This window comes from Actinoplanes sp. NPDC051494 (assembly GCF_044454705.1).
In the GTDB taxonomy this organism is placed as follows: domain Bacteria; phylum Actinomycetota; class Actinomycetes; order Mycobacteriales; family Micromonosporaceae; genus Actinoplanes.
This window is the reverse complement of the sequence record NZ_JBITDZ010000003.1, coordinates 113480-128265: the sequence shown is the minus strand read 5'-3', so window position 1 is coordinate 128265 and position 14786 is coordinate 113480. Positions and strand designations below refer to the sequence as shown.

Genomic DNA, 14786 nt, shown 5'->3' with positions numbered 1-14786 from the left:
TCCTTTGTTGGACGGGTTACTTGACGGCGCCGGAGCCGAGGCCCGAGCGCCAGAACCGCTGGAGGAACAGGAACGCGACGACCAGCGGGGTGATCGAGAGCAGGGCACCGACGATCACCAGTCCGCGCAGTTCGGGGATCTGGTTGACCTGGGTGTTCCAGGAATAGAGGCCGAGCGTGACCGGGAACAGCCGCTCGTCGCTGAGCATGATCAGCGGCAGCAGGAAGTTGTTCCAGACCGCGACGAAGTGGAACAGGAAGATGGTCACCAGCGCGGGGAACATCAGCCGGCTCGAGATGCGGAAGAACGTGCGCACCTCGCCGGAGCCGTCGAGGCGGGCGGCTTCCAGCAGTTCCTCCGGCACGCTCGCGGTGGCGTAGATCCGCGCCAGGTAGACCCCGAACGGGTTGACCAGGCTCGGCAGGAACACCGCCCAGAACGTGTTGGTCATCTCGACCTTGGAGAAGATCAGGAACAGCGGCAGCGCGAGCGCGGTGGCCGGCACGAGGACCCCGCCGAGCACGACGTTGAACAACGTCTCGCGGCCGAAGAACCGGTACTTCGCGAGTGCGTATCCGCACATCGCAGCCAGCAGAGTGCCGATCAGGGCCGCACCGCCGGTGTAAGCGATGCTGTTGGCCATCCATCGAAGAAAGACCCCGTCACGGTACGAGAACAGGTCGCCGATGTTCGTGAACAGGTCGAAGTCGGCGAACCAGAGCGGGTTCGTACTCGTGAACTGGTCGCTGCTCTTCGAGGCCCCGACGAACAGCCACCAGATCGGCACCAGGAAGTAGAGCGTCGCCGCGCCCATGATCACCATGGGGACTGACCTGCGCATCAGGACTCCTTCCGCTGGGTGGCCTTCAGGAACGTGAAGGACAGCGCGAAGGTGGCCAGCGCGAGGACCACGGAGAACGCCGCCGCCAGGTTGAAGTTCGGCACCGACGACGTCGAGTACACGGTCAGGTTCGGCGTGTACGTGCTGGAGACCGCCGAGCTGAAACTGCGGAACACCTGGGGTTCGGCGAGCAGCTGCAACGTACCGATGATCGAGAAGACCGTGGTGAGCACGATCGCCGGCATCACCAGCGGGATCTTGATCGACCAGGCGGTCCGGATCGGGCCGGCGCCGTCGAGCAGCGCCGCCTCGTAGACCTCCGACGGGATGGCCAGCAGCGCCGAATAGATGATCAGCATGTTGTAGCCGACGTAGACCCAGGTCACGACGTTGGCCATGGCCCAGAGCACGAAGTCCGCCGACAGCAGGTCGACCGCGTTGGTGAGCGGCTTGAACGGCGACAGGTTCGGCGAGTAGAGGAAGCCCCACATGATCGCGGCGATGACACCGGGCACCGCGTACGGGACAAAGAACGCCAGCCGGAAGAAGCGCCGCCCCTTGACCAGTCCCGAGTCGAGCAGCAACGCCAGCAGCAGCGCCACGCCCAGCATCACCGGGACCTGCACCACGCCGAACAGCAGCACGCGCCCGACGGACTCCCAGAACGGGCTGTCGCTGAACACCCGCTGGTACTGCTCCAGGCCGCCGAAGACCTCCTTGACCGGCCCGAACGTGCCGGTGCGCTCCACCTTGTACAGCGACTGGACCACCGCGTACCCGATGGGCACGAGGTAGAAGGCGGTGAACAGGATGCCGAACGGCAGGACGAATATGGCCACGGCCCGGCCGTGTTTCTTGTTTATCGCTGTCATCGGGTCGGTTCCTCTCTGACGACCCGTACGGCGCCCGGCGCGACGCGCAGCAGGCCGTCCACGGCTCCGCCCGTCACCAGGTCACAGCCGTGGGCTGCGTACTCGATCTCGGTGTTCGTGTGGTTGATGACGAACAGGTAGCTGCGCCGGTCGCCGTGGCGGCGCACCACTTCGACGCCCCGGCCCGGGCCCTCCGGCACGGCGCCGGCGGCCTCCGCGGCCCGGCGCAGGACGTCACGCAGGCCGGCCGGGGCCAGCGCGGTGGCGACGTACCAGGCATTACCGTTCCTGGTCACCGCCGGGACGCCCGCCAACGGCCCTTCCGCGTACGTGTCCAGCACGGTCGCGGACGTCGCCCGGAGCCGTTCCATCCACAACGTCGCGGTGGCGCCGCTGGTCAGCGTCACCTCATGACCGGGCAGCAGCGGGGCGAACTCCTCCGCCGAGACGCCGAGCAGGTCCCGGAACGCACCCGGGTACCCGCCGAGCCGGACCCGGTCGTCCTCGTCGACGATGCCGCTGTTGAACGTGACGACCACGTGGCCGCCGCCGGCGACGTACTCCTCGACGACCTTCGCCTGGCTGTCCGACACCATGTAGAGGCCGGGCAGCACGACCAGGTCGTACCCGGTGAGATCCGATCCGGGCGCCACCACGTCGCAGGTGTGCCCCAGCTCGCGCAGCTCGTTGTACGCGGCGTGCACCTGGTCCAGATACCGCACCGACTGCGACGGGCGGGCCTCGGTGTCGGCCGCCCACCAGGACTCCCAGCTGAACACCAGCGCGGTCCGGGCCCGGACCCGCGAGCCCGCGACCTCGGCGAGCTTGCCCAGGGTGGCCGACAGTTCGAGGACCCCGCGCCAGGCGACGCTGTCCGTGCCGGCGTGCGGCACCATCGCGGAGTGGAACTGCTCCGCGCCCTGCACGGAAGCGCGCCACTGGAAGAAGCAGATGGAGTCGGCGCCGCGGGCCACGTGGGTCAGCGAGTTGCGCAGCATCTGGCCGTCGTCCTTGGCCAGGTTGTGCGGCTGCCAGTTGACCGCGCCGACCGCCTGCTCCATGAGCATCCACGGGCGGCCGCCGGCCAGGCCCCGGGTGAGGTCGGCGGCGAACGACAGCTCCGCGGTGGGGTCGCCGAGCCGGTGATCGAGGTAGTGGTCGTTGGCGACCACGTCCATCTCCGGCGCCCAGCTCCAGTAGTCCAGGTTCCGGATGTGCGCGGTGACCATGAAGTTCGTGGTGACCGGGACGCTGCTGTGCCGGCGCAGCACCTCGGCCTCGGCACGGTAGTGGTCGAGCAGCGCGTCGGAGCTGAACCGCTGGAAGTCGACGAGGTGCGCCGGGTTACGGGTGGACAACGCCAGACGCGGCGGGTCGATCTCGTCCCAGCCGCCGTAGCGCTGACTCCAGAACGCGGTGCCCCACGCGGTGTTCAGGGCGGCGAGGTCGCCGTACTTCTCCCGCAGCCAGACCCGGAACGCGCCGGCGCTCGCCTCGTCGTAACAGAGCGCGTTGTGGCAGCCCAGCTCGTTGGAGACGTGCCAGAGCGCGACCGCCGGGTGGTCGCCGTAGCGGCGGACGACCTGCTCGACCAGCGCCAGGGCCCGCGCGCGGAAGACCGGCGAGCTCGGGCACCAGGCCTGCCGGCCGCCGGGGTAGCGCCGGGTCCCGTCGGCGACGGTCGGCAGCACCTCGGGGTGCGCCCTGGTCAGCCACGGCGGCGGGGAGGCGGTGCCGGTGCCCAGGTTGAGGCGGATCCCGTTCTCGTGGAGCAGGCCGATGATCTCGTCGAGGCGGGTGAAGTCGTACTCCCCCGGCCGGGGCTCGATGTCCGACCACCCGAACACGTTGATCGCCACCAGCGTGACGCCGGCCTCCCGCATGAGAGCGACATCGTCACGCCAGATTTCCGGCGGCCACTGCTCGTAGTTGTAATCGCAGCCCAGCGTGATCACGATGTCTCCTGCGTCACTGTGTGCACGTGCACACATTTCGTCTGGCTCACCGGGATGTGACCGGTGTGTGAACGTGCACACAGTAGGCTGGGCATTGTGACGTGGTCAATAGTTCTTTTCCGCCGGGTGTGCAGGGCCTGTCGCAGCGCGGCTCTTAAGGTTGCCGCATGACCCGCAAGCTGCGCCGGGCCACCGTGCACGACGTCGCCGCCGCGGCCGGCGTCTCCCGGGGCACCGTGAGCCGCGTCCTCAACGGCGGCTACGTCTCGGCCGAGGCCCGCACCGCCATCGAGGCCGCCATCGCCGAGGTCGGCTACGTCCCCAACACCGCGGCCCGCAACCTCGTCATGCGGCGCTCGCACGCCATCGGCTTCCTGGCCCTCGAACCCCAGTCACTGCTGCTGGAGGACCCCAACATCGGCGCTATCATGCTGGGCGCCAACGCGGTCCTCTCGGTCGCCGACTACCAGATGGTCAACCTGGTCATCGACTCCGCCCGCGACACCGAACGCGTCGCCCGCTACCTCAGCGGAGGCTTCGTCGACGGCGCGATAATCCTCTCCGCGCGCACCCACGACCCGATCATCCGGGTCATCGCCGACCTCGGCCTGCCCGCCACGTTCGTCGGCCACCCCGCCGACCTGAGCCGCGGCATCCCCTTCGTCGGCATCGACAACGCCGGCTCGGCCCGAGCGCTCACCACCCGCCTGATGGCCACCGGCCGCCGCACCATCGGCATGATCGCCGCCGCGGTCGACCGCGACTCGGGCGCGGACCGCCTGATCGGCTTCCGCGAGGCTCTCGGCGACCGCTTCGACCCGGCCCTGGTGGCCGAGGTCCCGCTCTACGATTTCTCCTGCGGCGTCAAGGGCATGCGAACCCTGCTGGCCCAGGACCCGGCCATCGACGGCGTCTTCGCCGCCTCGGACGCGGTCGCCGCGGGAGCCATGGAGGCCCTGCGCGACGCCGGCCGCACCGTCCCCGACGACATCGGCATCGTCGGCTTCGACGACAGCTCCTGGGCCATGCGCACCCAGCCCCCACTGTCGACGGTCCACCAACCGGCCACCGACATCGGCCGCGCGGCCGCCGACCTCGTCCTGCGCCAGGTCCGCGGCGAGGACCACACCGCGGCCAGCATGATCCTCGAGTCCCCGATCGTCTGGCGAACCTCAGCCTGACCAGCACCATCCGCAACCCGCCACCGCCACCCGGACCACCCCGGCCGCGAGACACACCCGGCGACAGCCGTTTGCGTAGCCGCAGGTCACGACCGGCTGCGGCCGACCGCTCCGTAGGCGGCCACGGCGGCCGGTCGTTGGTCAGCCGATCGCGCGGATCGCCAGTCGGAGATCGACACGATGCCGGGCTCGAGGAGGTCGAACCCTCGGAAGAACTCGGCGATCTGTTCCCGCGACCGCGAATACGCGTCGACCTCGCCCGCGTCGACCAGCGCCCGGTAGGCCGCTGCGGCCTCCGGTGGGACAAAATCCACCGACATGTGCGACAGGATCAGACAGCTTCCGGCCGGCAGCGCGTCGCGGAGCCGCCGAACCACGTCCCCAGCCTCGGCGTCGTCCTCGATGAAGTGCAGAACGGCGCTGAGCACCAGCGCCACCGGCCGGTCGAAGTCGAGAACACCGACCACCTCGGGGTGGGCAAGAATCTCGCCGGGACGGCGGAGGTCCGCCTCGACGTAACAGGTCCGCCCCTCAGGAGCACCGGCCAGCAGCGCCCGCGCATGAACCAGCACCAGAGGGTCGTTGTCGATATAGGCGACCCGGCTCCGGGGATTGACCCGCTGAGCGACCTCGTGGGTGTTGTCAGCAGTCGGCAGGCCGGTCCCTATGTCGAGGAACTGGTCGATCCCGGATTCCGCGAGGAACCGGACCGCACGCTGGAGAAACGCCCGGTTCTCCCGTGCCGTGACCCGCGCCGACCCGGAGACCCGCTCGAGCAGGTCTCCGGAATCCCGGTCCGCCTGAAAATTGTCGGCGCCACCGAGAAGGTAGTTGTAACGCCGGGCGGGATGGACCACCGATGTGTCGATCCCGTTCGCCCGCGCCCAATCCTCATCCATCGATCCACATTAGTATCATCGGTAGTCCGCGTCGCAAGTAAGATCCCGTCTTACTTCGGCGGGTTCGACGTTCGCTCGCGTCAGAGCGTGTAGGCGTACTGCTTCATGTAGCGCGGCTTCTGGCCCAGCGCCTCGGCCGCGCGGTTGGCCCAGGAGGGGTCGCGGAGCAGGGCGCGGGCGAGCAGCACCACGTCCGCCTGACCGCTCTCGATCAGCTGCTGAGCCTGTTCCGGCTCGGTGATGCGGCCGACCGCGGCGATCGGGGCGCCGGTCTCGGCACGCAGCCGGGCGGCGAGCGCGGTCTGGTAGTCCACGGTGGACGGGATGCTCACCACGTCGTTGCCGCCGGAGGAGCAGTCGACCAGGTCGACGCCGTGCTCGGTGGCCCAGCGGACGAGTTGCGCGGTTTCCCCGACGGTCCAGGACGCACGAGTGTCCTCGGGATTTTCCTCGACCCAGTCGGTCATCGAGACCCGCAGCAGCAGCGGGCTCTCCGCGGGCCAGGCCGCCCGGACCGCGTCGATGACCTCGAGGATCAGGCGGGCGCGGTTCTCGAGGCTGCCGCCGTACTCGTCGGTGCGGTGGTTGGACAGCGGTGAGAGGAATTCGTGCAGCAGGTAGCCATGTGCGGCGTGCACTTCGGCAATCTCGAAACCGGCGGTGACGGCACGACGGGCGGCGTCCGCGAACGCGCCGGGCAGGGCAGCGATCTGCTCGGTCGTCAGCTCCGCCGGGGTGGCGTAGCCGGGGAACGCGACCGCGCTCGGGCCGGCCGTGGGCCAGCCGCCGTCGGCCTCCGCGACCGATCCGGCGGGCAGGAACGGGCCGCCGGTCGAGCCCTTGCGGCCGGCGTGGGCGAGCTGGATGCCGGGGACCGCGCCGCCCTCGCGGATGGCGGTGGCGACCCGGGTGAACGCCGGGATCTGGTCGTCGGACCACAGGCCCAGGCAGAACGGCGAGATCCGGCCCTCGGGCACCACGCCGGTCGCCTCGACCAGGGCCACGCCGACACCGCCGGCCGCCCGGGCGGCGTAGTGCGCGACATGGAAGTCGGTGGGCCGCCCGGCCAGCTCCGGCGCCGGTGACGCCGAGTAGGTGCACATCGGCGACATCCACACACGGTTGTCGACCGTGAGTCCACGCAGCGTGACGGGTTCGAACAGTCCTGGCATCTCGTCTCCCTTGTCCGGGACCCATCGTAGTACGAAGATCCTCGTACCACAGGCGCTAGAGTGTGTCCATGCGCACGCTGCCCCACCCGACCCCGGGGGAATTCCGGATCGACACGGTGCTCACCGCGCTCGCCGACCCGATCCGCCGGCGCATCGTCCGACAGCTCGCCGACGGCCACGGCGACCAGGCGTGCATCGCGTTCGAGCTGCCGGTCACCAAGTCGACGTCGACGCATCACTTCCGGGTGCTGCGCGAGGCCGGCATCATCGAGCAGCACTATCAGGGCACCCGGATCCTCAGCCGGCTCCGCGACGAGGATCTCGACACCCGCTTCCCCGGGCTGCTCGGCTCGGTGATGACCGCATCCGATCAGGAAACCGCAGCTCAGGAGGTCTGACCGGTCAGGAGGTCTGACGGCTCAGGAACTCGGCGGTCAGCCTCGCCCCTTCCGGGGATTGGGCCGGGGTGTGCCCGGCGCCTTCGACCTCGACCACCTCGGCGTGCGGGAACTGCGCCGCCGCCTCGCGGCCGGAGACCGTCGGGGTGTTGGCGTCGAGGTCACCCGAGAGCACCAGGACCGGCACGTCCGGCAGCCGCGCGTCCGCGGCGCAGAGCCGGATCTGCAGTTTCGAGTTCTCGCGCATGTCCTTGTTGCAGATCCTGGCGGTGTCGGCACCGGCGGTGTTGAAACAGGCACCGTTGCGGTACAACGTGTCGCCGGGGTGGTAGTTGCGCCAGAACAGGGCCGCCGAGTGGCCGTCCGCGAGGCGGTCGGTCACATAGAAGTAGTCGCCCTGGGGTTCGAAGCACCCGGCCCCGGCACCGATCAGGACGCACGACCTGTCGTTCGTCAGCTCGAACGGGGATGCGGGCACGACGCCCTTGTCCCATTCCATGGCGATCGCCGCGCCGGCCGGCGTGACGCCGATCGGCGACAACAGCAGCGCGATCACGGCAGCGACGATGGTGAGCAACTTCTTCATCGGTCGGTCACCGCCGTGTTCAGGGCGGCCAGGACAGTGGCCGCGCGGTTGTCGGGCTGGTTGCGCACCTCGCCCATGACGTAGGAGAACCCGACCTGCCGACCGGGCCAGGCGCCGTGCCGGGAGCCACCGAAACCGGAATGACCGAAAGCATCCGGTACGGGACCCAGGTGCGGAACGCCGACCTCGAAGCCGACCCCGTACGCGACCGGGATCCCCCACAGGGGTTCGACACCCCGGCGCAACGCGGTGCGACCGAGGGCGACCGTGGCGGGCGCGAGCCCCGACTCACCGGTGACCAGGCACGAGTAGAAACGGGCGACCGCGCGGGCAGTGGCGAATCCACCCACCGACGGCAGCCCCGCACTCCGGAACGCGGCACTGTTCCACACCGTGTCGGAGCCGGTGACCGTGATCGGGTTGTGCACCCGCCGGCGCAGCGGGTCCCGGCTGACCGGGGCCGGATCGGTGAGCACGCCCGGCCCGGCGATCATCGTGGCGGCCCGGTGGTGTTCGGTCTCCGGCAGCCCGATCCACGCGTCGAGCCCGAGCGGCCCGGCGAACTCCTCGGCGAAGAACCGCCCGAGCGGCCGCCCGTCGACACGGCGGACAAGCTCGGCGATGAGCCACCCGGTCGTCAGCGCGTGATAGACGAACCCGGCCCGGGGATCCTCGTCGAGCGCCGAATCGGCGAGCAGCCCCGCCATCGTGTCGTGGTCCCGCAGATCCGCCACGGTGACACCACCGGGGACCCCGGGCAGCCGGCACTGATGGGACATGACCTCGGCCACTGTCACGGCCGACTTGCCGCGGGCGGCGAACGCGGGCCAGTATCGGGCCAGGGGTGCGGCCAGCTCGACCTGACCGCGTTCGACCAGTAGCAGGACGCAGGCGGCGGTGAAGCCCTTGGTCCCGGAGAAGAGCATCGGCAGGGTGTCCGGCTGCCAGTCCCCCGCGTAGGCGTCGACGACGAGCCGCCCCCGATGGTAGGCGGCAACCGCGGCCCCACCCATCTCGGCCGTCGTCCCGGCCAGCGCTTCCGCGACCGCCTCAAAACCGTCAGCGGCCCAGCCGTGCACCGCCGGACCACCCACCGCCCGCGCGATCACCGGGCGGCCAGCAGGGTCAGGGCGGTGGCTTTGGCGTCGGCGGCCGCCAGGGCCCCGGCCCGGTGATGATCGGCGACCACGGTGGCACCCTCCACAAGGATCAACAGTTGCCGGGCCAGCCGGGCCGGGTCGGCGGCACCGCCACGCCGGGCGATGTCGGCGAGCAGCGCCAGCCACCGGTCGAGGTGCCAGGCCGAGAAGTCACCGACCGGCCCGGCCCGGCGCTGGGTGGCGGCGTTGACGATGGCGCAGCCACGGAACTCCGGCCGCGTGTACCACTCCCCCAGCGCGTCGAAGACCGCTTCGAGAGCCGCGACCGGATCGTCCCCGGCGGCCTCCACCGCGGTGGAGACCCAGGTCATGACCCGGTCGCTGCGGGCGGTCAGGGCGGCTTCGATGAGGCCGTCCTTCGAGCCGAAGTGCCGGTACAGCGTCTCTTTGGACGCTCCGACGGCGGCACACAGCTCGGCGACCCCGACCGCGTCGAGACCACGTTCGTAGAGCAGGCCGGTGGCGGCGGCGAGAATGCCGTCCCGGGTGCGGGCCGGGTCGAGCGAGGTTCCTCGGGGAACAGGCATGCCGCAGATAGTACCGATCGGTTCGATCTCTGCATAGGCTTTCGGGCATGCGGACCGCTCTGCTCGCCCTCGGCACCGCCACGGCCCTCGGCCTGAGCCGCTTCGGCTACGGCCTGTTCCTGCCGGCGATGCGCACCGACCTCGGCTGGACCCTCACCGAAGCGGGCACCCTGACCGCCGCCAACGGTGCCGGCTACCTGCTCGGCGCCGCCCTGAGTTTCCGGATGACCCGCCCCACGGCGGCATTCCGCCTGGGCATGACCCTCACGGCCGCATCGCTCGGTGCGAGCGCGACACTGACCTGCCTGCCGGGCCAGATCATCGCCCGTACGGTGGCCGGAGTCGCCGGTGCCCTCGTCTTCATCGCCGGGGCCACCCTCGCCACCCGCACCGCCACGATCGCCACCTACTTCAGCGGTACCGGCTACGGCATCATCGTCACCGGAGCGATCCTGCCGCCGCTGCTCACCGGCCATCCCGACCGCTGGCCCCAGGGCTGGTGGCTACTCACCCTGGCCGCCACCGCAGCCACCATCGCCACCTGGCAAGCGGCCGCAGCCCCAGCGCCCACCACCAGCCCCGCACCCACCACCAACCCAGCGCCCGCCACCGGCCCAGCACCCACCACCGGCCCAGCGCCCACCACCAGACCCGGGGGCGCGAGGCCCGAGCCCACACCATCGGCCGCGGTCAGGCCGGGTCCGGGCCGGCGGCACCGGGTGCCTTCGCGGCTCGGGCTGGGCGGCGCCTATTTCCTGTTCGGCGCCGGGTATCTCGCCTACCTGACGTTCCTCACGACCTACCTGTCCCGGACGCCGGCCGCCCTGGTCGCGGTGACCTGGGTGCTGATCGGTGCCGGGACGCTGCTGGCCGGCCCGGTCTGGAAACGGCCGATCGCGGTCTGGCCCGGCCACCGCGCTCTCGCCACCCTGTTGGCCGGCGTGGCAGCCGCGGCCGCTTTACCCCTGCTCGGCACCGCCGTCCCACTCGTGGTGGCGTCGGCGTTCGGCTTCGGGCTGACCTTCATGATGGTGCCGGCCGCCGTCACCACGATCGTCGCCCGGGCCGGTGGGGTGCCCACCCGGCACCTTGCCCTGCTGACGGTCGTCTTCGCCACCGGTCAGGCGCTCGGGCCCGGGGCGTCCGGCTGGCTCGCCGATCACACCGGCCCCGCCGCGCCGCTCGCCGCGGCGGGGATCTGCTGCGGACTCGCCGCCGCGGCCGCGCTCACTCCGGGTCGGAACGGTTCAGGATGTGTACGCCCTCGGCGAAGCGCAGCAGGTCCGCGCCGGACATCGTGAGCCCGGCACCGACGGTCACCTCCAGCGTCGCGTCCCAGTCGGTGACGTCGACGGCGAGTTTGCCCTGCGTGAGCACCCCCTGGTAGTCGCCGACCGTGACGGTGTCCCCGGTGAGTTCCCGGCGCTTGCGCAACACCACCTCGATCTTCTCGCCGCCCGCCGCCCGGAAGCTCATCCTCGACGCGGTGACGGTGTCCGCCACCAGGCCCGCCGGGCTGCGGTCGAGCGTGAACGGCGGCGACACCGCGACCGCCCCCGCCGACAGCGACGTGGCAAGAGCGACAACCTCCTGCGGCGTGTACGTGTCATCGGTGGCCAGTTGGATCCACCGGCTCGACGATTCCTGCCACCACAGGGTGAGCTGCCTGGCGGGTTCCACGTCGAGCGTCCGCAGTGTTCCGGAGTGACCGCGGACCCGCTGCGTGGTCTGCGTGGCGTCCGTGTCGAACACCGGTTTCCGGCTCGACACCGTGACCGTGGTGTCGGCGTGGTCCCGCAGTTCGGTGGCCTCGAACAGCGCGATGAGGTCCCCGTCGCGCATCGAGGCGACCGGGGCCTTCATGCCGTCGGTCGCCGGCAGCGTGTAGGGGAACACCGGCGCCGTGTAGCCGTCCTCCAGTTTCACGACGGTCGCGGAAGCCGACGAAGGGGGAGCCGACGAAGGAGTGTGACTGGCGGCCGGGGACCCGGATGCGGACCCCGATACGGAGGCGGAGGCGGACGGTGAAGGGGCCGGCGAGGTGGCCGGCTCCGTGGTCGGAGCCGGTGCGGCCGGCACCGTGCCCTGCGACGGTGTCATCGGTGCCGAACGGGTGACGAGCACCGCCCCGAACGGGATGCCGAGCGCCAGCACCGCGGCCGCGGCGGACAGTCCGGTGACGATCCGCCGCCGGTGGTAGCGGCGGGACCGCTGGTGCACCGTGGCCAGCAGACCACCGTCGGAAGGCGCGCCGTCAGCGGCGTCACGCATCGACTCCGCGAGCAACCGGTCCAGGTCATCCATCGCCGTACACCCCCTCCTCGCCCAGCAGTTTCCGCATCCGGGCGAGTGCTCGGGACGCCTGCGACCGTACCGTGGACTCGCCGCAGCCCAGCAGCGCCGCGATCTCGTCGTCCGGCAGGTCGCAGTAGAAGCGCAGCACGAGCACTGCCCGTTGCGCACGGGGCAGCCCGGTCAGCAGCTGCCACATCTGGTCGCGGGCCAGCACCCGTTGCTGCGGTTCGTCGAACGCCACCGGTTCGGGCACCTCGGCGAGGATCGCCTCGCCCGCCGACCGCCGCCGGCGCCAGGACAGGAACTGCCGGACGATCGCGGTACGCACGTACGCCTCGGCGTGGTGCATCGCGGTGATCTTGTCCCAGCGGCGGTGCATCCGCGCGAGCACCTCCTGGACGAGGTCCTCGGCGAGGTGCGCGTCGCCGGACAGCACGTACGCGAACCGCAGCAACGCCCGGCCACGGACGTGCACGAAGTCGTCGAAGCCCTCCGGGTGCCCGGCGGACGTCGCATCGCTCGTGGTCATCGTGGCCGGGTCGCGGCGGCTCAACAGCTCTTGAAAACGTACGAACCCGAGCCCGGGGCCGTCACATCGACGTCACGCAGCACGATCGAGAGCTTGCTGCCGAAGGCCGCGCACGCCTTCGTGAACTGACTCTGCGTGTACTCGATCACGATCACATTGTTGCCGTACGTGGCGGTGTAGTTCTCACACTCGTCGAAATCCGCGCATTCCTCGGCGACCGCGAAGTCGAACCCGATCTGCTTGGCGTTCGCGGTGCTCAGGTCGGCGGTGTTCTTCTGCCCCACGGCGAGACCCTTGCCGTGGGCGTAGGAGACGAGCGCATTGGCGTACGAGATGGCCTGGTCCTTGGTCAGCCGACCGCCCGAGCGGGTCCACGAGTCCAGGTTGTCCGGCTCCACGGCCTGGTAGCCCTTGCTCTTGCAGCCGTCCATCCAGCCGCCGACGATCGTGGTCAGCGCCGCCCGCTTGGCCGCGGTCGAGAAGTCCAGCAGGATCTCGTCCCAGTCCTCGTCGATGACCACCTCGCCGTTCGCGTCCCGCAGCAGCAGCTCCGGGTGGTTGGCCTCCCACCACGCGTTGGCGTCGGGCTGTGCCTGGAACGCGTTGACGTAGCAGATGTTGTAGAGCCCCGACGCCGCGTTCGCGGTCCGGTCCCGGCTGACCACGGTGACCCCGGACGGCGGCGTGTACGCGCCACCGATCTGGTAGTCGAACGTCCCGTTGGCGGGCGGCGGCGTCCACGTGGCGGCGGCCGGGGTCGTCGCTGCCGGGACCGGGGTCGCGCTCTTCGTCGGCGCCGATGTCGCCGACGGCCGCACGGACGCGGACGCAGACGCCGACACGGACGCCGACGGCGAGGCCGACGTGCTCCGTGACGGCTTGACGGACAGTGACGGCTTGACGGACGGTGACGGCACGGCCGTACTCGCGCTGGCGGTTGCCGTGGGCTTGGGCTTGGACCCGTGCCAGGGCTTGCGGGTCCCCGCGTCAGCGGTGCCGATGCCGACACCGACCGCCACTGCCGCGGCGGCCACGACCGCCAGCCCTACCGTGATGCGACTCCGCCTACGGTGCGATGCCATCGAGGGAACTCCTTGCGTGTCGAGGTGCAACTCCTCCCCTTGAACGCGATGGCCCACCGCCCCCGCTGCCGCCGGACCGGAAAAACTTTCTGTTACCGAGCAGACACGGTACGAGCCACGCGCCGCGATTCGATCGCCACCTGCCGCAGCATCCCGCCCAGCGTGACGTCGTACCCCAGGAAGAACAGGCCCGGCCGGGCCGGCGCACCCCCGTGCACCCGCGGCACCCCGGTCCCGTCGAACAGCGACGGGTCCTCGAACAGCTCACGCAGCCCGGTCGCGTACCCGGTGGCCGCGATGACCGCGTCCGGCTGCACGCTGGAACCGTCCGCCAGCAGCACCGACGTAGCGGTGAAGCTCTCCACCGCGGCGACCGGGAGCACCCGCCGGGCCACCACGTCCCGGACGATGCCGACATCCTGCAGAGGCACGTACCGCTGGGTCCGCAACCGGGTCTTCAACCCTTCCACCGGACGCCCCATCCCGTACGGCCGCAGGTCCGGAATCTCCAACCGCGCCATCGCGGCGGCCACCGTGTTGAAAACGGGCTCCGGCAACCACCCCAGCGCGACACCGTTCATCTGAGCGGGCCACCCCGCGGTCTGCCGGCGCACGATGTGCGGCGGAGTGCGAACTGCGAGTCGCACTTTTTTCGCACCGCCCTCGGCCAGGTCGGAAGCGATCTCGGCCCCGCTGTTGCCCGGCCCCACGACCAACACATCCTTGCACCGGAACGGCCCGGCGTCGCGATACTGCGCCGAGTGGATCAGCTCCCCCGTCCACGACTCCAGCCCGGGCCACGCCGGCACCACCGGCGTGTGCAGATAGCCGGTGGCGACGACCACCGTCGGCGCCGGCTCCTCGGACCCGTCCGCGAGCTGCACCGACCACCCGCCATCGGCCGCCTTGACCCGCTTGACGGTCACCCCGGTCCGCACCTCGAGATCAAAGCGATCCGCGTACGACTCCAGGTACCGAACCAGGTCGTCCCGCCTGACCCACCGGCCGTACTCCCGCGGGATGGGGAATCCAGGCAGCCCGGACAGGCCGCGGGTGGTGTGCAGCTTGAGCCGGTCGTACCGCCCCCGCCAGCTCGCGCCAACCCCGGGCCCCCGCTCGAGAACGACGCATTCCACACCCTTGGCCTTGAGCTGAGCCGCCACCGCGAGCCCGGCGGCCCCGCCCCCGAGCACCATCACCTGTCCCATGCCGAGCAGTGTGCTCGACAGTGGATCAAAAAACCACGGAGCCGGCGCGTTTCGGGCCGAGCATGCTGGGCCGGGCGCTTT

Annotated in this window: 15 protein-coding genes; 3 read left to right on the top strand and 12 right to left on the bottom strand. The window is 70.6% G+C overall.

Annotation, left to right across the window (positions count from 1 at the left end; all coding sequences use genetic code 11):
• Positions 1-16: 16 nt before the first annotated feature.
• Genes ACIA6A_RS13090 through ACIA6A_RS13080 form a run of 3 tightly spaced genes read right to left on the bottom strand, consistent with a single transcriptional unit; the run spans position 17 to position 3704 of the window.
• Positions 17-841, bottom strand: a complete 825-nt coding sequence (locus tag ACIA6A_RS13090; protein WP_396097769.1) for a carbohydrate ABC transporter permease — start codon at positions 839-841, stop codon at positions 17-19.
• Positions 841-1713, bottom strand: a complete 873-nt coding sequence (locus ACIA6A_RS13085) for a carbohydrate ABC transporter permease (protein ID WP_396097768.1) — start codon at positions 1711-1713, stop codon at positions 841-843. Before ACIA6A_RS13085 ends, ACIA6A_RS13090 begins: the two co-directional genes overlap by 1 nt.
• The gene (locus ACIA6A_RS13080) at positions 1710-3704 is read right to left on the bottom strand and encodes a beta-galactosidase (protein ID WP_396097767.1); all 1995 of its coding nucleotides are present in this window, start codon (positions 3702-3704) and stop codon (positions 1710-1712) included. The genes ACIA6A_RS13085 and ACIA6A_RS13080 overlap by 4 nt, the downstream gene beginning before the upstream one ends.
• A 131-nt stretch (positions 3705-3835) precedes the next feature.
• Here ACIA6A_RS13080 and ACIA6A_RS13075 point away from each other — a divergent pair, with 131 nt between their 5' ends.
• A complete protein-coding gene (locus ACIA6A_RS13075) occupies positions 3836-4849 on the top strand; it encodes a LacI family DNA-binding transcriptional regulator (protein ID WP_396097765.1) in 1014 nt (337 codons plus the stop codon).
• Between the two features lie 86 nt (positions 4850-4935).
• Here the strand turns inward: ACIA6A_RS13075 and ACIA6A_RS13070 are convergent, their stop codons facing one another.
• Together ACIA6A_RS13070 and ACIA6A_RS13065 are read right to left on the bottom strand one after the other, a co-directional pair.
• Positions 4936-5748, bottom strand: coding sequence for an SAM-dependent methyltransferase (locus tag ACIA6A_RS13070; protein WP_396097764.1), 813 nt, complete (start codon positions 5746-5748; stop codon positions 4936-4938).
• An 80-nt stretch (positions 5749-5828) separates the two neighbouring features.
• Entirely contained in the window at positions 5829-6920 is a 1092-nt protein-coding gene (locus ACIA6A_RS13065; RefSeq protein ID WP_396097763.1) for an NADH:flavin oxidoreductase/NADH oxidase, read from the bottom strand.
• Between the two features lie 68 nt (positions 6921-6988).
• Here ACIA6A_RS13065 and ACIA6A_RS13060 point away from each other — a divergent pair, with 68 nt between their 5' ends.
• A complete protein-coding gene (locus ACIA6A_RS13060) occupies positions 6989-7318 on the top strand; it encodes an ArsR/SmtB family transcription factor (protein WP_396097762.1) in 330 nt (109 codons plus the stop codon).
• 4 nt (positions 7319-7322) lie between these two features.
• Here ACIA6A_RS13060 and ACIA6A_RS13055 read toward each other — a convergent pair whose 3' ends face one another.
• From ACIA6A_RS13055 to ACIA6A_RS13045, 3 genes are read right to left on the bottom strand one after another with little or no spacing between them, the layout of a single operon-like run.
• A complete protein-coding gene (locus ACIA6A_RS13055) occupies positions 7323-7904 on the bottom strand; it encodes an alpha/beta fold hydrolase (RefSeq protein WP_396097761.1) in 582 nt (193 codons plus the stop codon).
• Positions 7901-9013, bottom strand: a complete 1113-nt coding sequence (locus ACIA6A_RS13050) for a serine hydrolase domain-containing protein (RefSeq protein ID WP_396097760.1) — start codon at positions 9011-9013, stop codon at positions 7901-7903. Before ACIA6A_RS13050 ends, ACIA6A_RS13055 begins: the two co-directional genes overlap by 4 nt.
• On the bottom strand, positions 9010-9591 hold the full coding sequence (locus tag ACIA6A_RS13045; protein ID WP_396097759.1) for a TetR/AcrR family transcriptional regulator: 582 nt from the start codon (positions 9589-9591) through the stop codon (positions 9010-9012). Before ACIA6A_RS13045 ends, ACIA6A_RS13050 begins: the two co-directional genes overlap by 4 nt.
• 47 nt (positions 9592-9638) lie before the next feature.
• On the opposite strand from ACIA6A_RS13045, the gene ACIA6A_RS13040 reads away from it, so the two are divergent.
• On the top strand, positions 9639-10892 hold the full coding sequence (locus tag ACIA6A_RS13040; RefSeq protein ID WP_396097757.1) for a YbfB/YjiJ family MFS transporter: 1254 nt from the start codon (positions 9639-9641) through the stop codon (positions 10890-10892).
• Here ACIA6A_RS13040 and ACIA6A_RS13035 read toward each other — a convergent pair.
• The 4 genes from ACIA6A_RS13035 to ACIA6A_RS13020 all read right to left on the bottom strand — a co-directional run bounded on the left by ACIA6A_RS13035 (position 10819) and on the right by ACIA6A_RS13020 (position 14705).
• Positions 10819-11895 (bottom strand): hypothetical protein, encoded by a 1077-nt coding sequence (locus ACIA6A_RS13035; protein ID WP_396097756.1) that lies wholly within the window; start codon positions 11893-11895, stop codon positions 10819-10821. The genes ACIA6A_RS13040 and ACIA6A_RS13035 overlap by 74 nt on opposite strands.
• A complete protein-coding gene (locus ACIA6A_RS13030) occupies positions 11888-12415 on the bottom strand; it encodes a SigE family RNA polymerase sigma factor (protein WP_396097754.1) in 528 nt (175 codons plus the stop codon). The genes ACIA6A_RS13035 and ACIA6A_RS13030 overlap by 8 nt, the downstream gene beginning before the upstream one ends.
• Before the next feature lie 20 nt (positions 12416-12435).
• Entirely contained in the window at positions 12436-13233 is a 798-nt protein-coding gene (locus ACIA6A_RS13025; RefSeq protein WP_396098532.1) for an endo alpha-1,4 polygalactosaminidase, read from the bottom strand.
• 356 nt (positions 13234-13589) lie between these two features.
• A complete protein-coding gene (locus ACIA6A_RS13020) occupies positions 13590-14705 on the bottom strand; it encodes a flavin-containing monooxygenase (RefSeq protein WP_396097753.1) in 1116 nt (371 codons plus the stop codon).
• Positions 14706-14786 lie beyond the last annotated feature (81 nt).